This window comes from 'Vigna radiata' phytoplasma, assembly GCF_030586915.1.
Lineage (GTDB): Bacteria > Bacillota_I > Bacilli_A > Acholeplasmatales > Acholeplasmataceae > Phytoplasma > Phytoplasma australasiaticum.
Genome location: NZ_JAOSIS010000004.1, coordinates 18,923 through 38,348, shown reverse-complemented (window position 1 = coordinate 38,348; position 19,426 = coordinate 18,923). Strand labels below are relative to the sequence as shown.

At 24.0% G+C, this 19,426-nt stretch carries 11 protein-coding genes and 7 pseudogenes; 7 read left to right on the top strand and 11 right to left on the bottom strand.

All coding sequences use genetic code 11. The features are described from left to right. From OC710_RS00730 to OC710_RS00720, 3 genes and pseudogenes are all read left to right on the top strand, one after another. Positions 1-319, top strand: a pseudogene (locus OC710_RS00730) (group II intron reverse transcriptase/maturase); the annotation flags it as partial. Between the two features lie 125 nt (positions 320-444). Further along, on the top strand, positions 445-1,068 hold the full coding sequence (locus tag OC710_RS00725; protein WP_082396476.1) for an aminotransferase class V-fold PLP-dependent enzyme: 624 nt from the start codon (positions 445-447) through the stop codon (positions 1,066-1,068). Between the two features lie 108 nt (positions 1,069-1,176). Further along, on the top strand, positions 1,177-1,614 hold the full coding sequence (locus OC710_RS00720) for an iron-sulfur cluster assembly scaffold protein (protein WP_036690681.1): 438 nt from the start codon (positions 1,177-1,179) through the stop codon (positions 1,612-1,614). A gap of 30 nt (positions 1,615-1,644) precedes the next feature. Here the strand turns inward: OC710_RS00720 and OC710_RS00715 are convergent, their stop codons facing one another. Both OC710_RS00715 and OC710_RS00710 read right to left on the bottom strand, forming a co-directional pair. After that, positions 1,645-2,982, bottom strand: a complete 1,338-nt coding sequence (locus OC710_RS00715; protein WP_004994697.1) for a hypothetical protein — start codon at positions 2,980-2,982, stop codon at positions 1,645-1,647. Between the two features lie 821 nt (positions 2,983-3,803). Next, positions 3,804-5,036, bottom strand: coding sequence for an aminopeptidase P family protein (locus OC710_RS00710; RefSeq protein WP_004994694.1), 1,233 nt, complete (start codon positions 5,034-5,036; stop codon positions 3,804-3,806). A 364-nt stretch (positions 5,037-5,400) separates the two neighbouring features. Here OC710_RS00710 and OC710_RS00705 point away from each other — a divergent pair, with 364 nt between their 5' ends. The 3 genes from OC710_RS00705 (at position 5,401) to OC710_RS00695 (ending at position 7,906) form a co-directional block, all read left to right on the top strand. After that, positions 5,401-6,027: a hypothetical protein gene (locus OC710_RS00705; protein WP_152908770.1), complete on the top strand. Its 627-nt coding sequence runs from the start codon at positions 5,401-5,403 to the stop codon at positions 6,025-6,027. A gap of 45 nt (positions 6,028-6,072) precedes the next feature. Next, the gene (locus tag OC710_RS00700; RefSeq protein ID WP_036690679.1) at positions 6,073-6,630 is read left to right on the top strand and encodes a hypothetical protein; all 558 of its coding nucleotides are present in this window, start codon (positions 6,073-6,075) and stop codon (positions 6,628-6,630) included. 331 nt (positions 6,631-6,961) lie between these two features. Then, complete coding sequence (locus OC710_RS00695; protein ID WP_004994689.1) at positions 6,962-7,906, top strand: alpha/beta fold hydrolase; 945 nt, start codon at positions 6,962-6,964, stop codon at positions 7,904-7,906. Between the two features lie 152 nt (positions 7,907-8,058). Here OC710_RS00695 and OC710_RS00690 read toward each other — a convergent pair whose 3' ends face one another. After that, positions 8,059-8,247, bottom strand: a complete 189-nt coding sequence (locus OC710_RS00690; protein ID WP_004994687.1) for a hypothetical protein — start codon at positions 8,245-8,247, stop codon at positions 8,059-8,061. Between the two features lie 744 nt (positions 8,248-8,991). Here OC710_RS00690 and glnS point away from each other — a divergent pair. Next, positions 8,992-10,623 carry a glutamine--tRNA ligase gene (gene glnS, locus OC710_RS00685; protein ID WP_004994685.1) on the top strand — a complete coding sequence of 544 codons (1,632 nt, stop codon included), beginning with the start codon at positions 8,992-8,994 and terminating at the stop codon, positions 10,621-10,623. Positions 10,624-10,728: 105 nt separating this feature from the next. On the opposite strand, the gene OC710_RS00680 is transcribed toward glnS, so the two are convergent. From OC710_RS00680 to OC710_RS00645, 8 genes and pseudogenes are all read right to left on the bottom strand, one after another. Continuing rightward, positions 10,729-11,328 carry a hypothetical protein gene (locus tag OC710_RS00680; protein ID WP_004994683.1) on the bottom strand — a complete coding sequence of 200 codons (600 nt, stop codon included), beginning with the start codon at positions 11,326-11,328 and terminating at the stop codon, positions 10,729-10,731. Between the two features lie 114 nt (positions 11,329-11,442). After that, complete coding sequence (locus tag OC710_RS00675; protein WP_004994678.1) at positions 11,443-11,760, bottom strand: hypothetical protein; 318 nt, start codon at positions 11,758-11,760, stop codon at positions 11,443-11,445. Positions 11,761-12,065: 305 nt separating this feature from the next. Further along, positions 12,066-13,094 (bottom strand): annotated as a pseudogene (gene eno, locus OC710_RS00670) (phosphopyruvate hydratase); the annotation flags it as partial. Positions 13,095-13,842: 748 nt separating this feature from the next. Then, positions 13,843-14,100: pseudogene (gene eno, locus OC710_RS00665) on the bottom strand (phosphopyruvate hydratase); the annotation flags it as partial. Between the two features lie 1,152 nt (positions 14,101-15,252). After that, a pseudogene (gpmI, locus tag OC710_RS00660) lies at positions 15,253-16,245 on the bottom strand (2,3-bisphosphoglycerate-independent phosphoglycerate mutase); the annotation flags it as partial. Between the two features lie 695 nt (positions 16,246-16,940). Then, positions 16,941-17,198 (bottom strand): annotated as a pseudogene (locus OC710_RS00655) (hypothetical protein); the annotation flags it as partial. A 643-nt stretch (positions 17,199-17,841) separates the two neighbouring features. Further along, positions 17,842-18,252 (bottom strand): annotated as a pseudogene (locus tag OC710_RS00650) (2,3-bisphosphoglycerate-independent phosphoglycerate mutase); the annotation flags it as partial. A gap of 305 nt (positions 18,253-18,557) precedes the next feature. Then, positions 18,558-19,130, bottom strand: a pseudogene (locus OC710_RS00645) (Dam family site-specific DNA-(adenine-N6)-methyltransferase); the annotation flags it as partial. Between the last annotated feature and the right edge of the window lie 296 nt (positions 19,131-19,426).

The following is a 19,426-nucleotide window of genomic DNA, read 5'->3' as shown; positions in this document are numbered from 1 at the left end:
GACCCAATATGAACCATGGAATGTTTACACTTGGGACAAAATTAAAAAAATGCGTAATTATAAGGGAAATCCCGATATTACCATTAATAGATTTATATTCCAAGGTCGTACCCATCTAACTGACCGTTTAAAAGTGGAACGTTGTGAGCACTGCGATAAAACAACCCAACTACAAATTCATCACATTGGTACGGTCCGCAATGCGCACCGCCAAAGTATCATGAATAAAAGAACAAAGGTACTGTGTAAAGATTGTCACCGAAAGGTAACCAATCAACAAATACACGATATCAGAAACAAGAACAATAGGAATAAATAGCTAATCAACCGCGAGGAGAAATTAGTTCTCGAAAGAGAGTAAATTATGGAAAGCCGGATGCTGGGAAACTTGCTTGTCCGGTTTGGACGGGGGCTGATTGTAAATAAAACAGCAAGGATAAATCGCTGAATAAAACGCAATTAATCTATCCGTATATAGATGTTCGTGATTTAGATATAGATTTTTTAGCTTTTTCAGCTCATAAAATATATGGCCCTTTTGGGATTGGTATTTTATTCAGTAAACAAAAATTATTAGAACGATTATCTCCTCCTATTGTGGGCGGAGGTAATGTTTGCGAAGTCAATCATAATAATTTTATGTTTAATGAATTACCAAATAAATTTGAACCAGGTACATTAAATATTGGCGCTATTTTAGCTTTACAAAAAAGTTTGAATTTTATTACAACAATAGGAATAAATCGAATACAACAATATACTAGTAATATTATTAAAAAAATCCATATTTTTTTAAAATTAATGCCTCAAATTATAGTTTTTAATCCTCAATCTACAAATATGATTTTATTTAATTTTAAATATATTCATGCTCATGATATAGAAAATTTTTTAAATAATCATAATATTTATGTGCGAACCGGTAAACATTGTGCCAATTTAATTATGAAAAAAATTAATCAAATTAGTACTATTAGAATTTCAGCAGGTATTTATAATAATGATAAAGATATTAACTATTTAATTTCTGTTTTAAAAAAAATTAAAGATTTAAATAGTATTATATAATTTTTTATAGTAATAAGAATATAATTTTAAGAAATTACGTTTTAGTTACATGCGATAACACTTTATTACAAAAATAAAACTAATTTTATTACTGAAAGAAAGAGGTAAATGTTGATTTATTTAAAAGATAAAGATAAAAAAATTATGATATATCATTTGAATAATCCTCAAAACCAAGGTCTATTAGATGATCCTAATTATTCATATTTTCGTTACCAAAATAATTATTGCGGTGATGCGATAGAATTACAACTTTATATTATTAATCACGAATTACAAAATATTCGCCATAATACTCAAGCTTGCGCAATTTGTTGTATTTCAGCGAGTATTATGTCTATAATTGTTAAACAACAAAAAATTAAAAACATATTATTTAAAATTAAAAATTTTTTATCTATGTTAAATCAACAAAAATTTGATTTTAATGAAATTAACGAAGAATTGCAAATTTTTAAATTTTTTTGTGATAATCCTGGAAAAATTACTTGTATTAGTTTACCTTGGCAAGCTTTAAAAAAAGCTATAGAATCTCTTGGATATTAAAAAAATAATATCAAAAATTATCTTTTCGGATTAATTATCATAACTATATGGTAAATGACAAGGGATATACATTATTCCTGGAATAACTATATTAGATAATGTCAAAGGATAATGATCATCGTAATAATAGTGAATTTCATTGCCAGTAGAAGTTATTTCTTTTTTTAATTGCATTGTATTTTCTAAATAAGTGTATTCGAAAATATGTTGATTAGGCCATATTTCTTTAACTAAATTGCCATTAAATTCGTCAAATTCTTGAATATAACCATGAGGAAAAATTATTTTAACAATATTTTTACACATATCATTGTCTGAATATATTATTTCAGTATTTTTTGTGATTCCATTGTTATCAGTAATTTTAATAATTTTATAATTTTTTGTTTCATCTATTTCAACTATAGAATTATCAGGTAATTGTTTCATTTTAAGCGAATTATTTTCTGTATTTATATTTAATAAATATTCTGTTTTGATTATGTTATCTTTTGTTTTTATTTGGATCGGTAATAAATTATTATCATATTTTATAATAGTACCATCAGGTAAAATTTCTTGTTCTAATTTAAAAAAATAATTTTTATGCATTTTGTGAATTCTATATTTTCGAATAAATTTATCTATTAAATTATCTTGATCTAAAAAAAATAAATAAAAACCATAATATTTACGTTGTTCGCCATTTGGAAAAATGATCTTTTGTATTGTTTTAGTTTTAGGATTATATTCGCGAATATATTTATTAGAAATTTCTTGAATAACATCTTTTTTATAATATCTAGTTATACCATTAGCAAAAGTTTCTTGGATTTTATGATATTTATAAGTTTTTTGTTTTTTTTCAGGAAATTTTTCTTGTAATAAATATTTATCATATTTATAATCTTTATTTGGTAAAATTATTTCTATTTTTTTATCATTATGATCATATTTCTTAATAATCCCATTAGAATTGATTTTACGAAATAAACGTTTTTGATCATCATATTCGTGAATATTGCCATCTAAAAAAATTTTTTTTTTAAAATTGTCTAAATGATCCAAATTAATAATATCATCAGATACATGATTATAATCGTATCCAGTGATCATATCTTTTGAATTAAATTTTTTATGTACCAATTCTCCTGTAATAGGATCATATTCTTTAATATTGCCTTGTTGATCAATAATTTTAATAATTTTAATTATGCGATCTCCTTCATTAATGGGTATATTTTCTGATATTCTAAAATCTAAATGATTATTTAATGTGGTAACAATGTCATAATCTTTTTTCGTATAATAAAAATGATCAAATAAATAAATTAATAGTAATGCCAACAATAATAAACATATAAATTTAATTTTTGTTAATTTTAACAAATATTAAAATCCCCTTTTTAAATTAAATATTATTTTTTAATCATTTAAAATAAAAATTAAATTACAAATGATAATGAAATACTTAAATAAATTTTTTTTAATTATTAAAAAAAATATTACTTAGAATATTTTTTTAAAATAATTTTAATATTAAAATATCAAAAAAAACTTCTTCATTTCTATTAATATTTCTTAATTTTTTTGATTCAATGATTAAAAATTTTTAATCCTTTTTTAATTTTTTTAATAATTTTAAAAATGATTTTTAATAAAATAATAATTTTCTATTTAATAATTTGTTGTTTTGATCTTTATAAAAAAATAATGTAAAATATTTATGATTTATAAATTGTTCTATTTTAATAACTTTATATAATTTTTCATTTAATACAGATTTTAAAATATTTCTAAAAATGTTTATTTAGGATATTTTTTCTAATTATTTTCCAATTAGATTAAAATTTCTGTTGTTAGTTAATTATGTTTTTTAAATATAAAAAAATAGAATAATTTTTATTTATTCTCGAATCTTTTTAAATTTATTATTCTTTCAATAAGACCAATAATATAAATATAAATAAAATAATTTTAATTTCGTTTTTGTTACTTTTTGAATGGAGGATTTTGATAAAAACAAAATGAAAATAATTTAATATTAATATTAGAATATTTTGCGAAAATTATAAATAAAATTTATCATTTTTTAAAGGCAAAAATAAATAATTTATATATAACATTGATATTATAACAAATCTAATTTAAAACAAATAAATTCTAAATTATTTTTGATATAGTTAATGTTATAATATTTGGTCAAATATTTATTTAATTATTAATGATTCTATTTCTGCAATTTCTTTAGGAATTTTAGCAGATAAATTAATATTTCCTTGTTTTTTTACAATAATATTATCTTCAATTCGAATTCCCAAATTTAAATGTTCAATATATAAACCAGGTTCAATAGAAATAACGCTATTTTCTCCAATAGGTTCTTCTGGATTTATACCTAAAACATCATGCGTATCCAAACCTAAATAATGACTAATACTATGATAAAAATAATTTTCAATTTTTTCTACAAATCCAAGTTTTAGCATACCTTGAGCTAGAATTTGTTTTCCGTATCTATTTAAATCTTGCATACTATGTTCAGGTTTAACCCAATTAATTAATGTTTTATTAGTGTTTAAAACTAAATCATAAATTTGATTTTGTATAGATGTAAATTTATGTTTTAAAGGAAAACAACGAGTAATGTCTGAAGAATAATTATTGATTACTACTCCTGCATCCATTAAACAAATATCTTCATCATTTAATTTAGAATTATTTTTGTTATAATGCAAAATTAAAGCGTTTTTTCCCGAAGCAACAATAGTTTCAAAAGCATTTTTAGCTTTTTGCATTTCTAAAAAATAATGAAAATGAGCTGATATTTCAAATTCATATTGACATTTTTTTAAATTATTAAATGTATATATTAAAGAATGATAATGTATGTCAATGGCATGCTTAATATAATTAATTTCTTCATTATTTTTTTGTTTACGCAAATTTAATAAAATTGGAGAACTGTTGGCTATTTCGATCCAAGGCCAAGAACTTAAAAATTTATAAACTTGTTCATAACCCCAGCAATAATATGTTTTATGATAATACGGGATATCAAAATAAACTTTCGGTGACAATGATTTAAATTCACAAATTTGTTTATTAAGCCAAACATTAAAATCTTTCATTTCATAAATATTATTACATGAAATTTTTGATATATTATTTATTTGTTCTTTATTTAATTGATCATCATTCCATAATTTATGAATAGGATTTATGTTAGGTATAAATAAAAATGTTTTTTGCATTGATGATTTTTTTATAAGAATTAAAATGCTACCATCTTGTTGAATTCCTGTTAAATAGTAAAAATTTTTATTAACTTCGAATGGAAATAATTGATCCCCACTTTTATAATGTGAATGACCTGAATAAAATAAAGCTATAGAATTGTCATTTATACATTTAAAAAAACGATTACGATTATTAGAAAACATATATTACAAAAACCTCTACAAAAAATATTTATTTAAAATATTTAATAATTATTTAATTAACTAATTAATAAAAAATATTTTATTTTTATTTTTAAAAATAAAATTTTCTAAATGCATAAAATTAATTTATTTATAATAATAAATTCGCTAAATTATTTGAATTATTTTTTTAATCTTTTTTATATAGTTATAAAAAACTATTATTCATTATATTTAATTATTATAAATTAATTTTTTTAATTAAATTTAAAAATTATTTTAGATAACCAATAAGAAAATTAATTTAATAACGTGAAAGGAAAATGGTTAAATAAACTTAAAAAATATGTTTAATATTAAAAAAAAATTTAAAATTATTTTCGTTATGTTTGCACTTTTATGGTCATTAATCATAATTTTTATTATTGGCCATCGTTTGGTATATAAAACAAAAGAAAAACAAACATCGAATTATGATAATTATTCTTATCGAAGGATCTATGATCAAGATTTGGAAAATCGTAAATTAGTTGAAAAATTAGCTTATCTAGGATTTGAACATTTTAAAATAGGATTAAAAGATGAAAATTTACGCGAACAATATAACCAGTTGGCTAATGATGAAACTTTGAACATAACACAAATTGAAGAAAAAATTTTTAATAGATCATTAAACACTGCAGAAACATTTTTGATACAAAGCACTATTGATTTTTTATCTAAAAAAATAAATAAAACAATAATATTGAAAATCAGAGTAATTAAACCATCTACAAGTTTTTTAGCAGAAGTAAAGTCTTTATATGAGATATCAAATAATTCCATTATTACATTAGATATGCAAAATTATAACAATCAACATTTTTATATTAAACATTCGAGTGACACTCCTGGGGATGGTTATTGTTTTTTTCATGCACTCAAATACTTATTAGATCAATCTGTTCCTGATTGGTTAGATAAAATTTGCAAAGAATTAAATGAAGTGAAATTATCATTTTCAAAAAAATAAAAACACAAAAACTTATTGTCTACCCGGAATATTTTGTTCAAATGGGTGATATATCAGGAGAAATGGCAAAAATATGAACAATATGAACAAAAAAAAAACAATTACAATATATTTATCCAAATAGTATTGATTTGGTTCTTAATTATATTAAGTTATTTTATAATATTTTTTTTTCCAATATCAAAAAAAATTTCTAAAATTCCTTTTATGCATATACCTGATAATTCAGAATCTAAATCTATGTCTTTTAATTTGATTAATATAATAAAAGAGAAAACATCTTTGTATCGTTTTTTGATTAAATTGCCTTATTATTTAGTAGGATCTTGCAAATTAGAAATTGACAAAGCTTTAAAAGAAAATTTTGTTTATGAACAAAATTCCAATATTGAATTTAATAAAAGTGATGGATTAATCACAATTCATAATGTGGAAAAAATATTAAATCATAACATTTTAATAGGAGAAACTTTTATTCCATTAAAATTTGGTTTTCGGAAAAATAGAGAACATTATGCATTTACTTTTCAAATTTATTTTATCGCATATAAATTAAGTTATAGTGATGATTATGATTATCGCATAAAAGTTAGAAAAAAATAAAATTAACTTAATATTTTTTAGTTTTAATAAACCAAAAATAAAGTTTTAAATTTATTTTATTTATTTTTAATCATTATATATTTAATTTTTTTATATTTATGAAAAAAATAATAAAAAATCTTAATAATTATATTTTATTTTGAAATTATTAGTTATTATATTAATTGATTAATAAGTTGTAATTAAGTTTCATTAATTAAATAAAAATTTGTAAATTGTTATTAATTTTTTATCTATCTTTATATTATTAAATTTTTAATATATCCAATTCATTATTAAAAAATATTTTTTAGTCATAAAATTATTTTCAAATGGGAGAAAGATTTTTAAGATGTATTATCAAAAACAATTCAATAATAAAAATAAAAAACATAATAATTTGATATTTAATATTTTATTTAAAACGACAATTTGTTTAATTTTTGTTTTTAAAATACTAAAATTTTCTAATTTTTATTTATTAGGATATCATAATACTAATCTATATGTTAATGTTAAAAACGCTATGGAACCTCAAAAAGCTAAAGCGAACATCATCATTACACATGATATCGGAGAAAGTTCTCAAGAATATGAAAGATTAACTAATTTTCTAAACGCAAATAATTATAATACTATAACATATGATTTAAGAAATCATGGTCAAAGTATACAAAATCACGATAATTTAGGAGATATCGAAGATGACAAAATTTTTATAAATGATTTGCATAAAATTATAACGTTTTTAAAAAGACAAAACAATTTAAAAATCTTTTTATTAGGTCATTCATTAGGAAGTATTATTAATAATTGCTACGTTTATAAATTCCAAGATATAGATGGAGTTATAAATACCGCTACATATTCAAAAATTTTGAACAAAACTAAAAAAATTTTAGAATCAAAGAGCATTAATCAAAATGAAAAAATTATCATCATGGATAATTATGCCGAATCCGAAAGATTAACTTTAAGATTAGAAGAAATTAGTAATAGAATTACTACTGTTACAACTAGATTTATCTATAATACTATGATTTTAATGATTACACAATTTCAAAAAAATTTAATTAATTATGAATTCTACTATCCTAAACCTATTTTATTATTACACGGAAAAAAAGATAATATTATTGATTATACACATAGTAAAGAGTTATTTGAATTAATCAAAAGTCCTGATAAAACTTTAAAATTATATTCCACAAGTAATCATAATTTATTAAATAATAATTTTTATACTTCAATATATAAAGATATTTTAGAATGGTTAAATAATCGAATATCTATATAAAAATAAAACTACTCTGAATATAAATTAAAAAGAGAGATCATAATTTAATGACAATTTTTAACAATTGTCATAAAAAAATGATCTCTCTATTATGATTATAATCTATTTTTTTAAAAATTTTTATAATATTTTCCTAAAATTTACTTTATTTTTTATGAATTATCTTTTTTATTTTTTTCCGGATCAAGGCTACGCCAAGTTTTTCGAATTTCTTCAAGAGATGTTATATAATTATCTTCGTTATTGTTGTCAATATTAGCATTTGATTCATTTTTTATCACAAATAAAATAATAAATAATATTAATAAAAAAGTAACACGACTTATCAATTTAATATACATTTAAGATGACTCCTGAAAAAATAAAATTTTTAAAAAACGCTTACTTTAGTATACTAAAAATATTTAAAAAAAACTACCTTAATTACTTTTATATTCATTTTTAATAAAAATTAATCGAAAAATCTATTTATTGGATATATTTTGTTAAATTTTATTTTTTATAAGTAAAAATACTAAAAATAAATTATATAATTATTATATTACATCTCTATTTAGATATGTTATATATAACTTAAATCATCATAAAATATGCCTATAATTTTATGACTTGACAAAAAACTTCGGCAAATTAATAAAAAATTATTTGAAAACTATCCAGCAACATTATTTCCTAAATAATAAATAAAAGAAAAAATAATCGATAAAATTAAAAACAAGAAATCACTAATTAAAAAAATTTTTTATAGTTTGTAATTAATAACAAAAAAATAATTTTTTAAATAGTAAAATGCATAACATTAATTAATGTGCGAAAAACAAGATATTATTGATATATAATTGCCATAAATTACAAAAAGCAATCCTATAACTAAAATAAATTATTATACAAAACCAAAATTTAAATATTACAATATTGAGCTTAATTAATCATATCTTTAGTTATCTTAATACATTATAGATTTAATAATTTATATTAATTAATCTTAAAAACTTAAAAAAAGATAATACTATATAGAATAAAAAAATAAATTGCATCAAGTAATAATTAATTTTATAAAAATAAAAAGGAGAAAAAAATATTTTATGATAATCTCTAATTTTATCAAAACTATTATGAAAAAGGATTTGCAACAAAATAAAATATCTGAAATTATCACTCGTTTTCCTCCTGAACCAAACGGTTTTTTACATTTAGGACATGCTAGAGCTATCATTATTAATTTTGAATTAGCCAAATTATTTCAAGGAAAAACATATTTAAGGTATGATGATACTAATCCAATACGTGAGAAATCTATTTATATTGAAAATATTCAAAAAGATATAAATTGGTTAGGTTATAAACCGGATAAAATTTTTTTTACCTCAGATTATTTCGAAATAATATATCAAAAAGCTATTTTATTAATACAAAAAAACAAAGCTTTCGTAGATGATTTAAACACAGAAGAGTTAAAAAAAACAAGAGAAATGCAACAATGTTCTCCTTATCGAAATCGATCTATATCAGAAAACTTAAAACTATTTATTCAAATGGCTCAAGGTAAATTCCAAATAGGAGCAAAAGTATTAAGAGCGAAAATTGATATGTCTAGCCCAAATATTAATTTAAGAGATCCAGTTTTATATAGAATTTTGAATACTAAAAGTTTAAAACAACAACATTATTATATTTATCCTACTTATGATTTTGCTCATCCTTTAGCTGATTCTGTGGAAAAAATTACCCATTCACTATGCTCTTTAGAATTCGAAGATCATCGTCCGCTTTATAATTGGATTATTAAAGAAACCGAAATGATTCACATTCCGCAACAAATTGAATTTGGTCGATTAAATATTGTTGGTACTTGTTTAAGCAAAAGAATTCTGAAATTATTAGTTGATTATAATTTAGTACAAGGTTGGGATGATCCACGTATGCCAACTTTAATAGGTTTGAGAAATCGTGGATTAACTCCTTTGGCAATTAAAAATTTTATTATAGAAGCTGGTCTTTCCAAAATAAATAGTAATATTGATAAAAATATGTTAGACGCCTGTTTAAGAAACGATTTACAATTAAAAACTAAAACTATAATCGCTATTATCAAACCTTTAAAAATAACTATTACCAATTATCCTGAAAATAAAATAGAATATCGCGAAATACCTTATTATAAAAATAATGAACAAACCAAAAGAAAAGTTTTTTTTTCACGTAATATTTATATAGAACATAGCGATTTTGAAATAAATAAACCTAATAAAGATTTTAAAAGATTATTTTTAAATGGAGAAGTTAGACTTTTATATTTTTACTTTATTAAAGCTTATAAAATAATAACTAATGAATCCGGAGAAATTATAGAAATTTTAGCGACTTACGATCCAATCACTAAAAGTGGTAGTGGTTTTAACCAACGTAAACCTAATGGTACTATTCATTTCCTAACTATTGAGAATTCTTCAGAAGCAACTTTTAATTTTTATCAAGATTTATTATTAAAGAATACCTATGAATTAAATAAGCAAAAACCTGAAGAAATTAAATTTTTTTTTAATTTTAACTCTTGGGTACAAAAAAAAGGTTTTATAGAAAATACTTTAGATTTTAAAAATAATTTAGAAAAATTTCAATTTATTAGACATGGTTTTTTCAATTTAGAACACAAAAATAATCAAATAAGAAATTTTAATGAAATTGTAGCTTTAAAAAAAAATATAAAATATTAAATTTTAATTTAAAATAAATTAACAAAATTTTAATAATTATTTAAAAAAACTCCCAGAAAATATATATTATAAATTCTGAGAGTTTTTTTCATTGAATAAAAACTATTATGTCATATTTGAGATAGTAAGTGCTACTATACCTGGTGTTTGAGCTGCTAATTTTAAAAGCATGCCAAAATTATAAGTCAAAATTAATTGAGTCAAAGCTTCAACAATATCTCTACAACAATTAGATAAAAGTTGATTCCACGTTTCTATATCTTTTAAATTATTTACTTGAATCGTTGATAAATATGAATCATGTGAACTTGATGTTATAATATCTTTTGCGCTTGCCGCAATATTATGTAATTGAGTGATATCATCAGTATCAGAGTAAAAGGTATTTTGATTTATTGAAACTAAATTATCTAAAGATTGACAACAAACTGCTTCTTCAAGTTCTGAAATTGAATTTACAACAGGTTTAGATGCGCTTAATTTATTATTATATTGATAAAAAATTTTCAATAATTTTAATTTTTGTTCATTATTGAGATCGTTAATATCTTGATTAGTTAAAGCTACCGAATCCGATAACATGGCACTGTTATTCATTAAATGAGCTAATAAAATATTATTATTCATTATAATATAGCATAACGCTACAAATAATAATGATAATAAACCGGGAATAAACCTTAGTTGTTTAATTTTATTTTTCAAAATATTTTATCCCCCTTATAATATTCTGATATTTAATTTATAGTAAAACAACATTGGTGTTCATGATTATTGTAACATATTTTGATATTATTGAAAAATTATAATTAATTTTAATTATTTTAATAGTAAATAACTATTATAACTCTCCCCTTTTATACTACGATCTGATGTTGTGCTAAGCGAAAAATCTAATAATAATGGATTTTCGGAAGAAGATTTTATAATATAAAATTTATTGTTTCCATTTGTTGTATCCAAGTATTTTAAACTTTTATTAAAATCCTTTATATAATCATATTTTTGTTTATTCGTTGGTTCATTGAATCTCTTATAAGAGTTGGAACCAAGTAAAATAATAATTAAAATAAATAATAATAATAAAATTGCAATTTTAATCAATGTTTTTCTTTTAATCACATATTCTTTTTCCATTTTTACATCCTATCATGTTTATATTAAATATTTATATTAATTATTTTTATTAAAATGTATAATTTTTAACTTTTTATTTAAAGAAAATTTAAAGTAATTAAATAGTTTTAAGAAATTATTTTTTTTCAAATTAACAGCGATTCTCATAATGACAATTAATTCTAACAAACATTTATATTTTCGTCAATATTATTAATTTAATTAAGATTAAAAAATTTTCAAAAAATAAAAAAGATCAACTTAAAGTTGATCTTAGTAATTTTTGATTATTTGTTTTAACTTTAAATTAAATAAATTGAAAAAAGTTATTTTAGCAAATTATAAAATACTTTTAAACCTAAAAAAGGTGCTGTAGTAGTTAATTTTTCTTCAATTCGTAATAATCGATTGTATTTAGTAACACGATCTGTACGACAAAGAGAACCTGTTTTTATTTGACCCACATTAGTAGCAACAGATAAATCAGCAATAAAATCATCTTCAGTTTCACCGCTGCGATGAGAAATAATTGCTGTAAAACCAGCTTTTTTAGCCATTTCAATTGCTTCTAAAGTTTCTGTTAAAGTTCCTATTTGATTTAATTTGATTAAAATGGAATTAGCAATATTATTTTCAATTCCTTTTTGTAATTTATTGATATTAGTTACAAACAAATCATCTCCAACTATTTGTAATTTTGTTCTTAATTTTTTAGTTAATAATTTCCAACCTTCCCAATCGTTTTCGTCCAAAGCATCTTCGATAGAAATTATCGGGTATTTTTTCACTAAATTATCAAAATAATCCACTAATTCTAAGCTAGTTAAATAACATTTATGCCCTTTTTCTCCTGATAAAACATATTTTTTATTTTTTTTATCAAAAAATTCAGAAGCAGCTATATCCATACTGATATATATATCTTTACCAGATTGGTAACCGGCATTATGAATAGCTTCTAAAATGATTTTAAGAGCTTCTTCATTTGAATTTAAATTGGGGGCATATCCTCCTTCGTCTCCGACATTTGTATTTAATTTTTTTGACTTTAAAATTTTACCTAAATGATGAAATATTTCTGAACCGTATCTTAAAGCTTCTTTAAAATTAGGAGCGCCTACAGGTAAAATCATAAATTCTTGAAAATCAATATTATTATCAGCATGTGAACCGCCATTAATTATATTCATCATAGGAACAGGCATTTGTTTTGGTTGTATACCGCCTAAATAATCATATAATTCCATATTAAAATAATTAGCTCCGGCTCGCGCACAAGCTAAAGAAACTCCAAGGATAGCATTAGCGCCTAATTTACTTTTATTAGGTGTACCATCTAAAGCTATTAATTTTTTAATATAGATAGAATATTTGCGTTTCAATATCAAAATTGGTATTTTTGATATCTATTACAAACAGCCCCCATCTAAACCGGACAAGCAAGTTTCCAAGCATCCGGCTTGCCATAATTTACCTTCTTACGAAGACTAACTTAATGTCACCACTGGTTAGTTGTTGATTATAATCGTCCTGTAGCACTTTAATGGATATTGCACAATAAATTACTGACTTCTTTCGCCCTATAAAGGTCGTTAACCTTCATCTTGGGAGGGCGATTAACTTAATTATTCCAAATTAAGTTTTACTCCTCCGACTACTAAAAAGTCGCTTTATCCTTGAGCCTAATGACTTTTATTTCATTATTAGTTAATTTAATAACTAGCTTTTAGGATTCTCCAAGTTACTCTAAATATCTACCTTGATTCCTTAGGTGAATTAACCATTTTACTAATGGTGAGATTCCAGGTTTACTTTCGTTGATAAATATCCTACACAATTGATAAATGTTGATAGTTTCTGGACTGTTTGGTGTTAGTAATTTGCAAACAGGTTAGCTTATTACATCTTCTTTTTTTCTTAGGCCCTTTCAAGCTTATCCTTAGAATCATTCGGTGGCGGTATCTTTTTGACTAACTACTTCATCGTAATCCGCTTTTAAGAACTGCTATAATTCTTTATTGTTTCCTTTAAAGAACCGTTCTTAGCCTTTCAGTGTTTATCGCACTGGTGATTGGTTAAATCACAAGATATTTAGGCTTCTTTGGCGCCCTCAATTAACGCTTGATTATTTACAGGCATACCTATAATTTTTGAAGAAATAATATTTTGAATATTTTTAATTGCTTTTAATACACCTTTACCTAAAAATCTTTGAACATCATTATCTCTTAATTCAAGAGCTTCGTGTTCCCCTGTAGAAGCTCCGGAAGGAACTGAAGCTCTTCCGAATGCACCAGAAACTGTAAATACTTCTACTTCGACAGTGGGATTTCCTCTTGAATCTAAAAATAAGGATAGAATATTTGCGTTTCAATAACCCGATTTATATTTCGATTATCTATTACAAAAAAGCCCCCTTCTAAACCGGACAAGCAAGTTTCCAAGCATCCGGCTTGCCATAATTTATCCTCTTTTGAGTACTAACTTTGTGTCACCACTAATTAGTTGTTTATCCTTATCATTCTATATTGATGTTATGTATTTGTTGATTAAATAAAGGTCATTGACTTATTTATGGTGGTATTGTTTAATTTTTAGGATTTCCAATACCGTATATAGTTTTTAACTATCAATATTCCCATTCGACATTCCTTATGGACCGTGATATGATTGAACGTTTGATAGTAGTTGTTGAGTTATATTATTAATCCAGCGTTTTAAGTTCTGGTTGAACATTTAATGAACAATCTTGAATGATATTCAATGTTCGCCAAAGTTTAGTTTCTGGATCAAAAATAGTTGTTGACATAAACACCAATTCCCTTATTATCATTGAATAAACAATAAATTACTGACTTCTTTCGCCCTATAAAAGCCGTTAACCTTCATCTTGGGAGGGCGATTAACTTAATTATTCCAAATTAAGTTTTACTCCTCCGACTACTAAAAAGTCGCTTTATCCTTGAGCCTAATGACTTTTATTTCATTATTAGTTAATTTAATAACTAGCTTTTAGGATTCTCCAAGTTACTCTAAATATCGACCTTAATCCGTTAGGGGAAGTGACCATTTACTAATGGTGAGATTCCAGGTTTTTAACTAATAAACTATCCAATACGTAAAGTTTATATTGATAGATTCTGGACTGTTCGGTTATTACAGTAGCTTGTTGAAACAGGTTAAATTACATCTTCTTAGCTTCTTAGGCCATTTCAGGCTTATCCATGGGATTATTAGGTGGCGGAATCTTTTTGACTAACTACTTCGTCGCAACCCGCTTTTAAGAACTGCTGTAATTCACTATTCTTTCGTTTAATGAACCATTCTTATCCTTTCAGTGTTTTTCTGCACTGGTTATTGGTTAGATAACGCGATATTTAGGCCTCTTTGGCGCCCCTTCACGAGCAATAATATTTTTAATAAAAGGCATTTCCTTATAAACTCCTTAGATATTATTTAATATTTTAATTTTTAATAATAAATAAATAAAATTTATCAATTAATCGATTTATTTTATTTTTTTGATAAAATTAAACTTTTTCCAGTCATTTCCTGAGGTTTATTTAATTTTAATAATTGCAATAAAGTTGGGGCTACATCACATAAAGCTCCTGATCGCAAAGTTAAAGAATTATCGGTTATAATAATAGGTACTAAATTTGTAGTGTGAGCTGTATGTTGATTTCCATATTCATCACACATCTGTTCTGCATTACCATGATCTGCTACAATAACAGCTGTTCCGCCTACGGATGAAATAGTTTCTGTTACTATATTTAAACATTTATCTACAACTTCTATTGCTTTAATAGTGGCGTTTAAAGATCCTGTATGTCCTACCATATCAGGATTCGCAAAATTTAAAATCATAGTATCAAAATTACCTGTTAATATTGCTTTTTTAGCTTCTGCAGCAACTTGAAAAGCACTCATTTCAGGTTTCTGATCGTAAGTATCTACTTTAGGAGAAGGAATTAATATTTTTTTTATATTAGGTAAATTTTTTTCTTTACCCCCGTCAAAAAATAATGTTACATGGGGATATTTTTCTGTTTCAGCAATTCTTAATTGTGTTAACCCATGTTTATAAATAACTTCGCTATAAATATTTTTTAATTCATTTTGCTCAAAAGCAACACATCCCTTTACTAAATGAGAATAATAACTATTTGTAACTAATAAAATATTTTTAATTATTTTTTTTGGTTTGAAAATTGTTTTATTTGGTGTTTGAAAATGATTAATTTGCAAAGGATTAGATAAAGCTACAGCTAATCTTACTGCTCGATCTGGTCTAAAATTAACAAAAATAATCCCATCATCATCATTAATTAAACTTTGGGTATTGCAAATAAAAGGAGGAATAAATTCATCAGTAATACCTTGATTGTAGGCACTTTGAATCCCCTCTAAAGGTTCATAAATAGGTGTATCACCTGAAATTAACATATTATAAACCTTATTTAAACGTTCCCAATTATTATCTATATAGATAGAATATTTGCGTTTCAATATCAAAATTCGTATTTTTGATATCTATTACAAACAGCCCCCATCTAAACCGGACAAGCAAGTTTCCAAGCATCCGGCTTGCCATAATTTATCCTCTTTTGAGCACTAATTTGGTGTCCATCACTTAATTAGTTGCAATAAATTACTGACTTCTTTCGCCCTATAAAAGCCGTTAACCTTCATCTTGGGAGGGCGATTAACTTAATTATTCCAAATTAAGTTTTACTCCTCCGACTACTAAAAAGTCGCTTTATCCTTGAGCCTAATGACTTTTATTTCATTATTAGTTAATTTAATAACTAGCTTTTAGGATTCTCCAAGTTACTCTAAATCTCGACCTTAATCCGTTAGGGGAAGTGACCATTTACTAATGGTGAGATTCCAGGTTTTTAATTGATAAACTATCCAATACGGATCAAGTATATTGATAGTCTCTGGACTGCTCGTTTATAGTAGTTTATGAGACAGGTTAGCTTATTACATCTTCTTATCTTCTTAGGCCCTTTCAGGCTTATCCATGGGATTATTAGGTGGCGGAATCTTTTTGACTAACTGACTTCGTCGCAACCCGCTTTTAAGAACTGCTGTAATTCCTTATTGTTTCCTTTAAGGAACCATTCTTATCCTTTCAGTGTTTATCTGCACTGGTGATTGGTTAAATCACTCGATATTTAGGCCTCTTTGGCGCCCCGATCCATAGAATAATATCTTCCAGATATAGAACCAATTTTAAAACCTAATTCTATTAAAAGTTTTATATAACTTAAACCTGATTGGGGAGATGTATCTCTTCCATCCGTAAAAGCATGTAAAAAAGTATTTTTATTTAAATTATGTTGTTTTATTAATATATGGATAGAACATTTGCGTTTAAAATCAGGATGTACCTTCCTGATATCTATTACAAACAGCCCCCATCTAAACCGGACAAGCAAGTTTCCAAGCATCCGGCTTGCCATAATTTACCTTCTTACGAAGACTAACTTAATGTCACCACTGGTTAGTTGTTGATTATAATCGCCCTGTAACACTTTATGATATTGCACAATAAATTACTGACTTCTTTCGCCCTATAAAGGTCGTTAACCTTCATCTTGGGAGGGCGATTAACTTAATTATTCCAAATTAAGTTTTACTCCTCCGACTACTAAAAAGTCGCTTTATCCTTGAGCCTAATGACTTTTATTTCATTATTAGTTAATTTAATAACTAGCTTTTAGGATTCTCCAAGTTACTCTAAATATCTACCTTAATCCGTTAGGGGAAGTGACCATTTACTAATGGTGAGATTCCAGGTTTTTAATTGATAAACTATCCAATATATCGATATAATATTGATAGACTCTGAACTGCTCACTTATAGTAGTTTGCGAGATAGGTTAGCTTATTACATCTTCTTAACTTCTTAGGCCCTTTCAGGCTTATCCATAGGATTATTAGGTGGCGGCATCTTTTTGACTAACTACTTCCTTCGTCGCAACCCGCTTTTAAGAACTGCTGTAATTCCTTATTGTTTCCTTTAAGGAACCATTCTTATCCTTTCAGTGTTTATCTGCACTGGTGATTGGTTAAATCACTCGATATTTAGGCCTCTTTGGCGCCCATCGATAAAGCTTTAAAATGATCTAAATGCGAATGGACTCCTCCATCAGACACCAAACCCAATAAATGTAATTTACTTTTATTCGTTTTAACGTGTTGAATTACTTTTAAAAAACATTTATTTTCGAAAAAACTACCATCTTTAATTTTTCTATTAATATAAGTTAAAGATTGATGAACTACTCTACCAGCTCCTAAATTTAAATGCCCTACTTCACTATTACCCATTTGTTGAGCAGGTAATCCAACTGCTTCACCTGAAGCTTGCAACATATTAGAAGGAAAATTAGAAAATAAATAATCTAAATAAGGAGTTTTAGCTTGCGCAACAGCATTACATTTTTGTTGCATTGATAAACCTAATCCGTCTAAAATAATTAATCCTACAAAATTCCGCATTTAATACCTCTTTATTTTATTTTTGGTTAATTATGAATTTATCACTGTAGACATCACCATCCTACCAAAATATAAAAAAGAATGTCAAATATTGCAAAATAATGAACTATTAAATGAAAACTAACAATTTTTAAACAAAAAAATCAAAAAATAATTTAATATAAATTTTGAAATTATATCTTGGTTTATATTTTTTTGATTTCTACTTATATATTTTTAAATCTGTAAAAAAAAATCATTTAATAAATAATTTCGTTTTTTAAATCTTTTAAAAATAATAAATTTTTTATTTTTTGATGCTGTTTTTAATTTAAATTAAAATTAGTAATAATCATTTCATAAGTGTAATTTTTACGATTAGTTCTTTGATAATTAATAAATCGATCAACAGGAATTTTAATCAAATAAAAAGATTGATATAAAAAATTAATTAGAGTAGTATCGTGATTAGTTAATATCCATTTAACTCCTCTGACCTGAGCCGCTTTTAAATTTTCGCATAATTCTTTTTGATGATCTTTATCAAATATTTCAATGCTATAACTATTAAAAGTTTTGGTGTCAGAATCATAAGGGGGGCGCAAAAAAATAAAATCATTTTTTTGAGCTTGTGCAATAATTTTTTTATAATCATTGTGAAAAAAAGAAATTTTATTTTTATGATCTTTTAAAAAAGTAATTATCTTGTTTAAATTATTTTCATTAATAATATTAGATAAAGTAATTTTGTCTTTGCCATTAAAAGGAGTGTTAAATTTATTTTCGAAATTAACATGATATAAACCATTAAAACAAGTTTTATTAAGAAAAATAAAAAGAACAGTTTTTTGCACATCATCTAATAAAGCTGGATTTTGACGACAAAAATTATAATAAAATTCTTTTTTTTCGTGATTTTAATTTTTCAACATGTTTTTTTATTAACTCAAGCACATAAAAAGAATTATTTTTTAATGTTTGCCAAGCAATTATTAAGGTTTATCAGACAAATTAGCTTTTTGTGGTAATAAATATAAAAAACACTACCTCCCCCTAGAAAAGGTTCAAAATATGTATTATATTAAAAATTTATAATAATATTTAAAAAAGATAATAATTGACTTTTACCTCCTACCCATTTTATAAATGGTTTAATGCACTTTTTTCTTTCATTTTAATTACTTTATATACAATT

Excerpts from the sequence above, each read along its gene's own strand:
- OC710_RS00720 (WP_036690681.1), top strand. The coding sequence starts at position 1,177 with ATGTTGATTTATTTAAAAGATAAAGATAAAAAAATTATGATATATCAT.
- OC710_RS00710 (WP_004994694.1), bottom strand. The coding sequence starts at position 5,036 with ATGTTTTCTAATAATCGTAATCGTTTTTTTAAATGTATAAATGACAAT.
- OC710_RS00705 (WP_152908770.1), top strand. The coding sequence starts at position 5,401 with ATGTTTGCACTTTTATGGTCATTAATCATAATTTTTATTATTGGCCAT.
- OC710_RS00695 (WP_004994689.1), top strand. The coding sequence starts at position 6,962 with ATGTATTATCAAAAACAATTCAATAATAAAAATAAAAAACATAATAAT.
- OC710_RS00690 (WP_004994687.1), bottom strand. The coding sequence starts at position 8,247 with ATGTATATTAAATTGATAAGTCGTGTTACTTTTTTATTAATATTATTT.
- glnS (WP_004994685.1), top strand. The coding sequence starts at position 8,992 with ATGATAATCTCTAATTTTATCAAAACTATTATGAAAAAGGATTTGCAA.
- OC710_RS00675 (WP_004994678.1), bottom strand. The coding sequence starts at position 11,760 with ATGGAAAAAGAATATGTGATTAAAAGAAAAACATTGATTAAAATTGCA.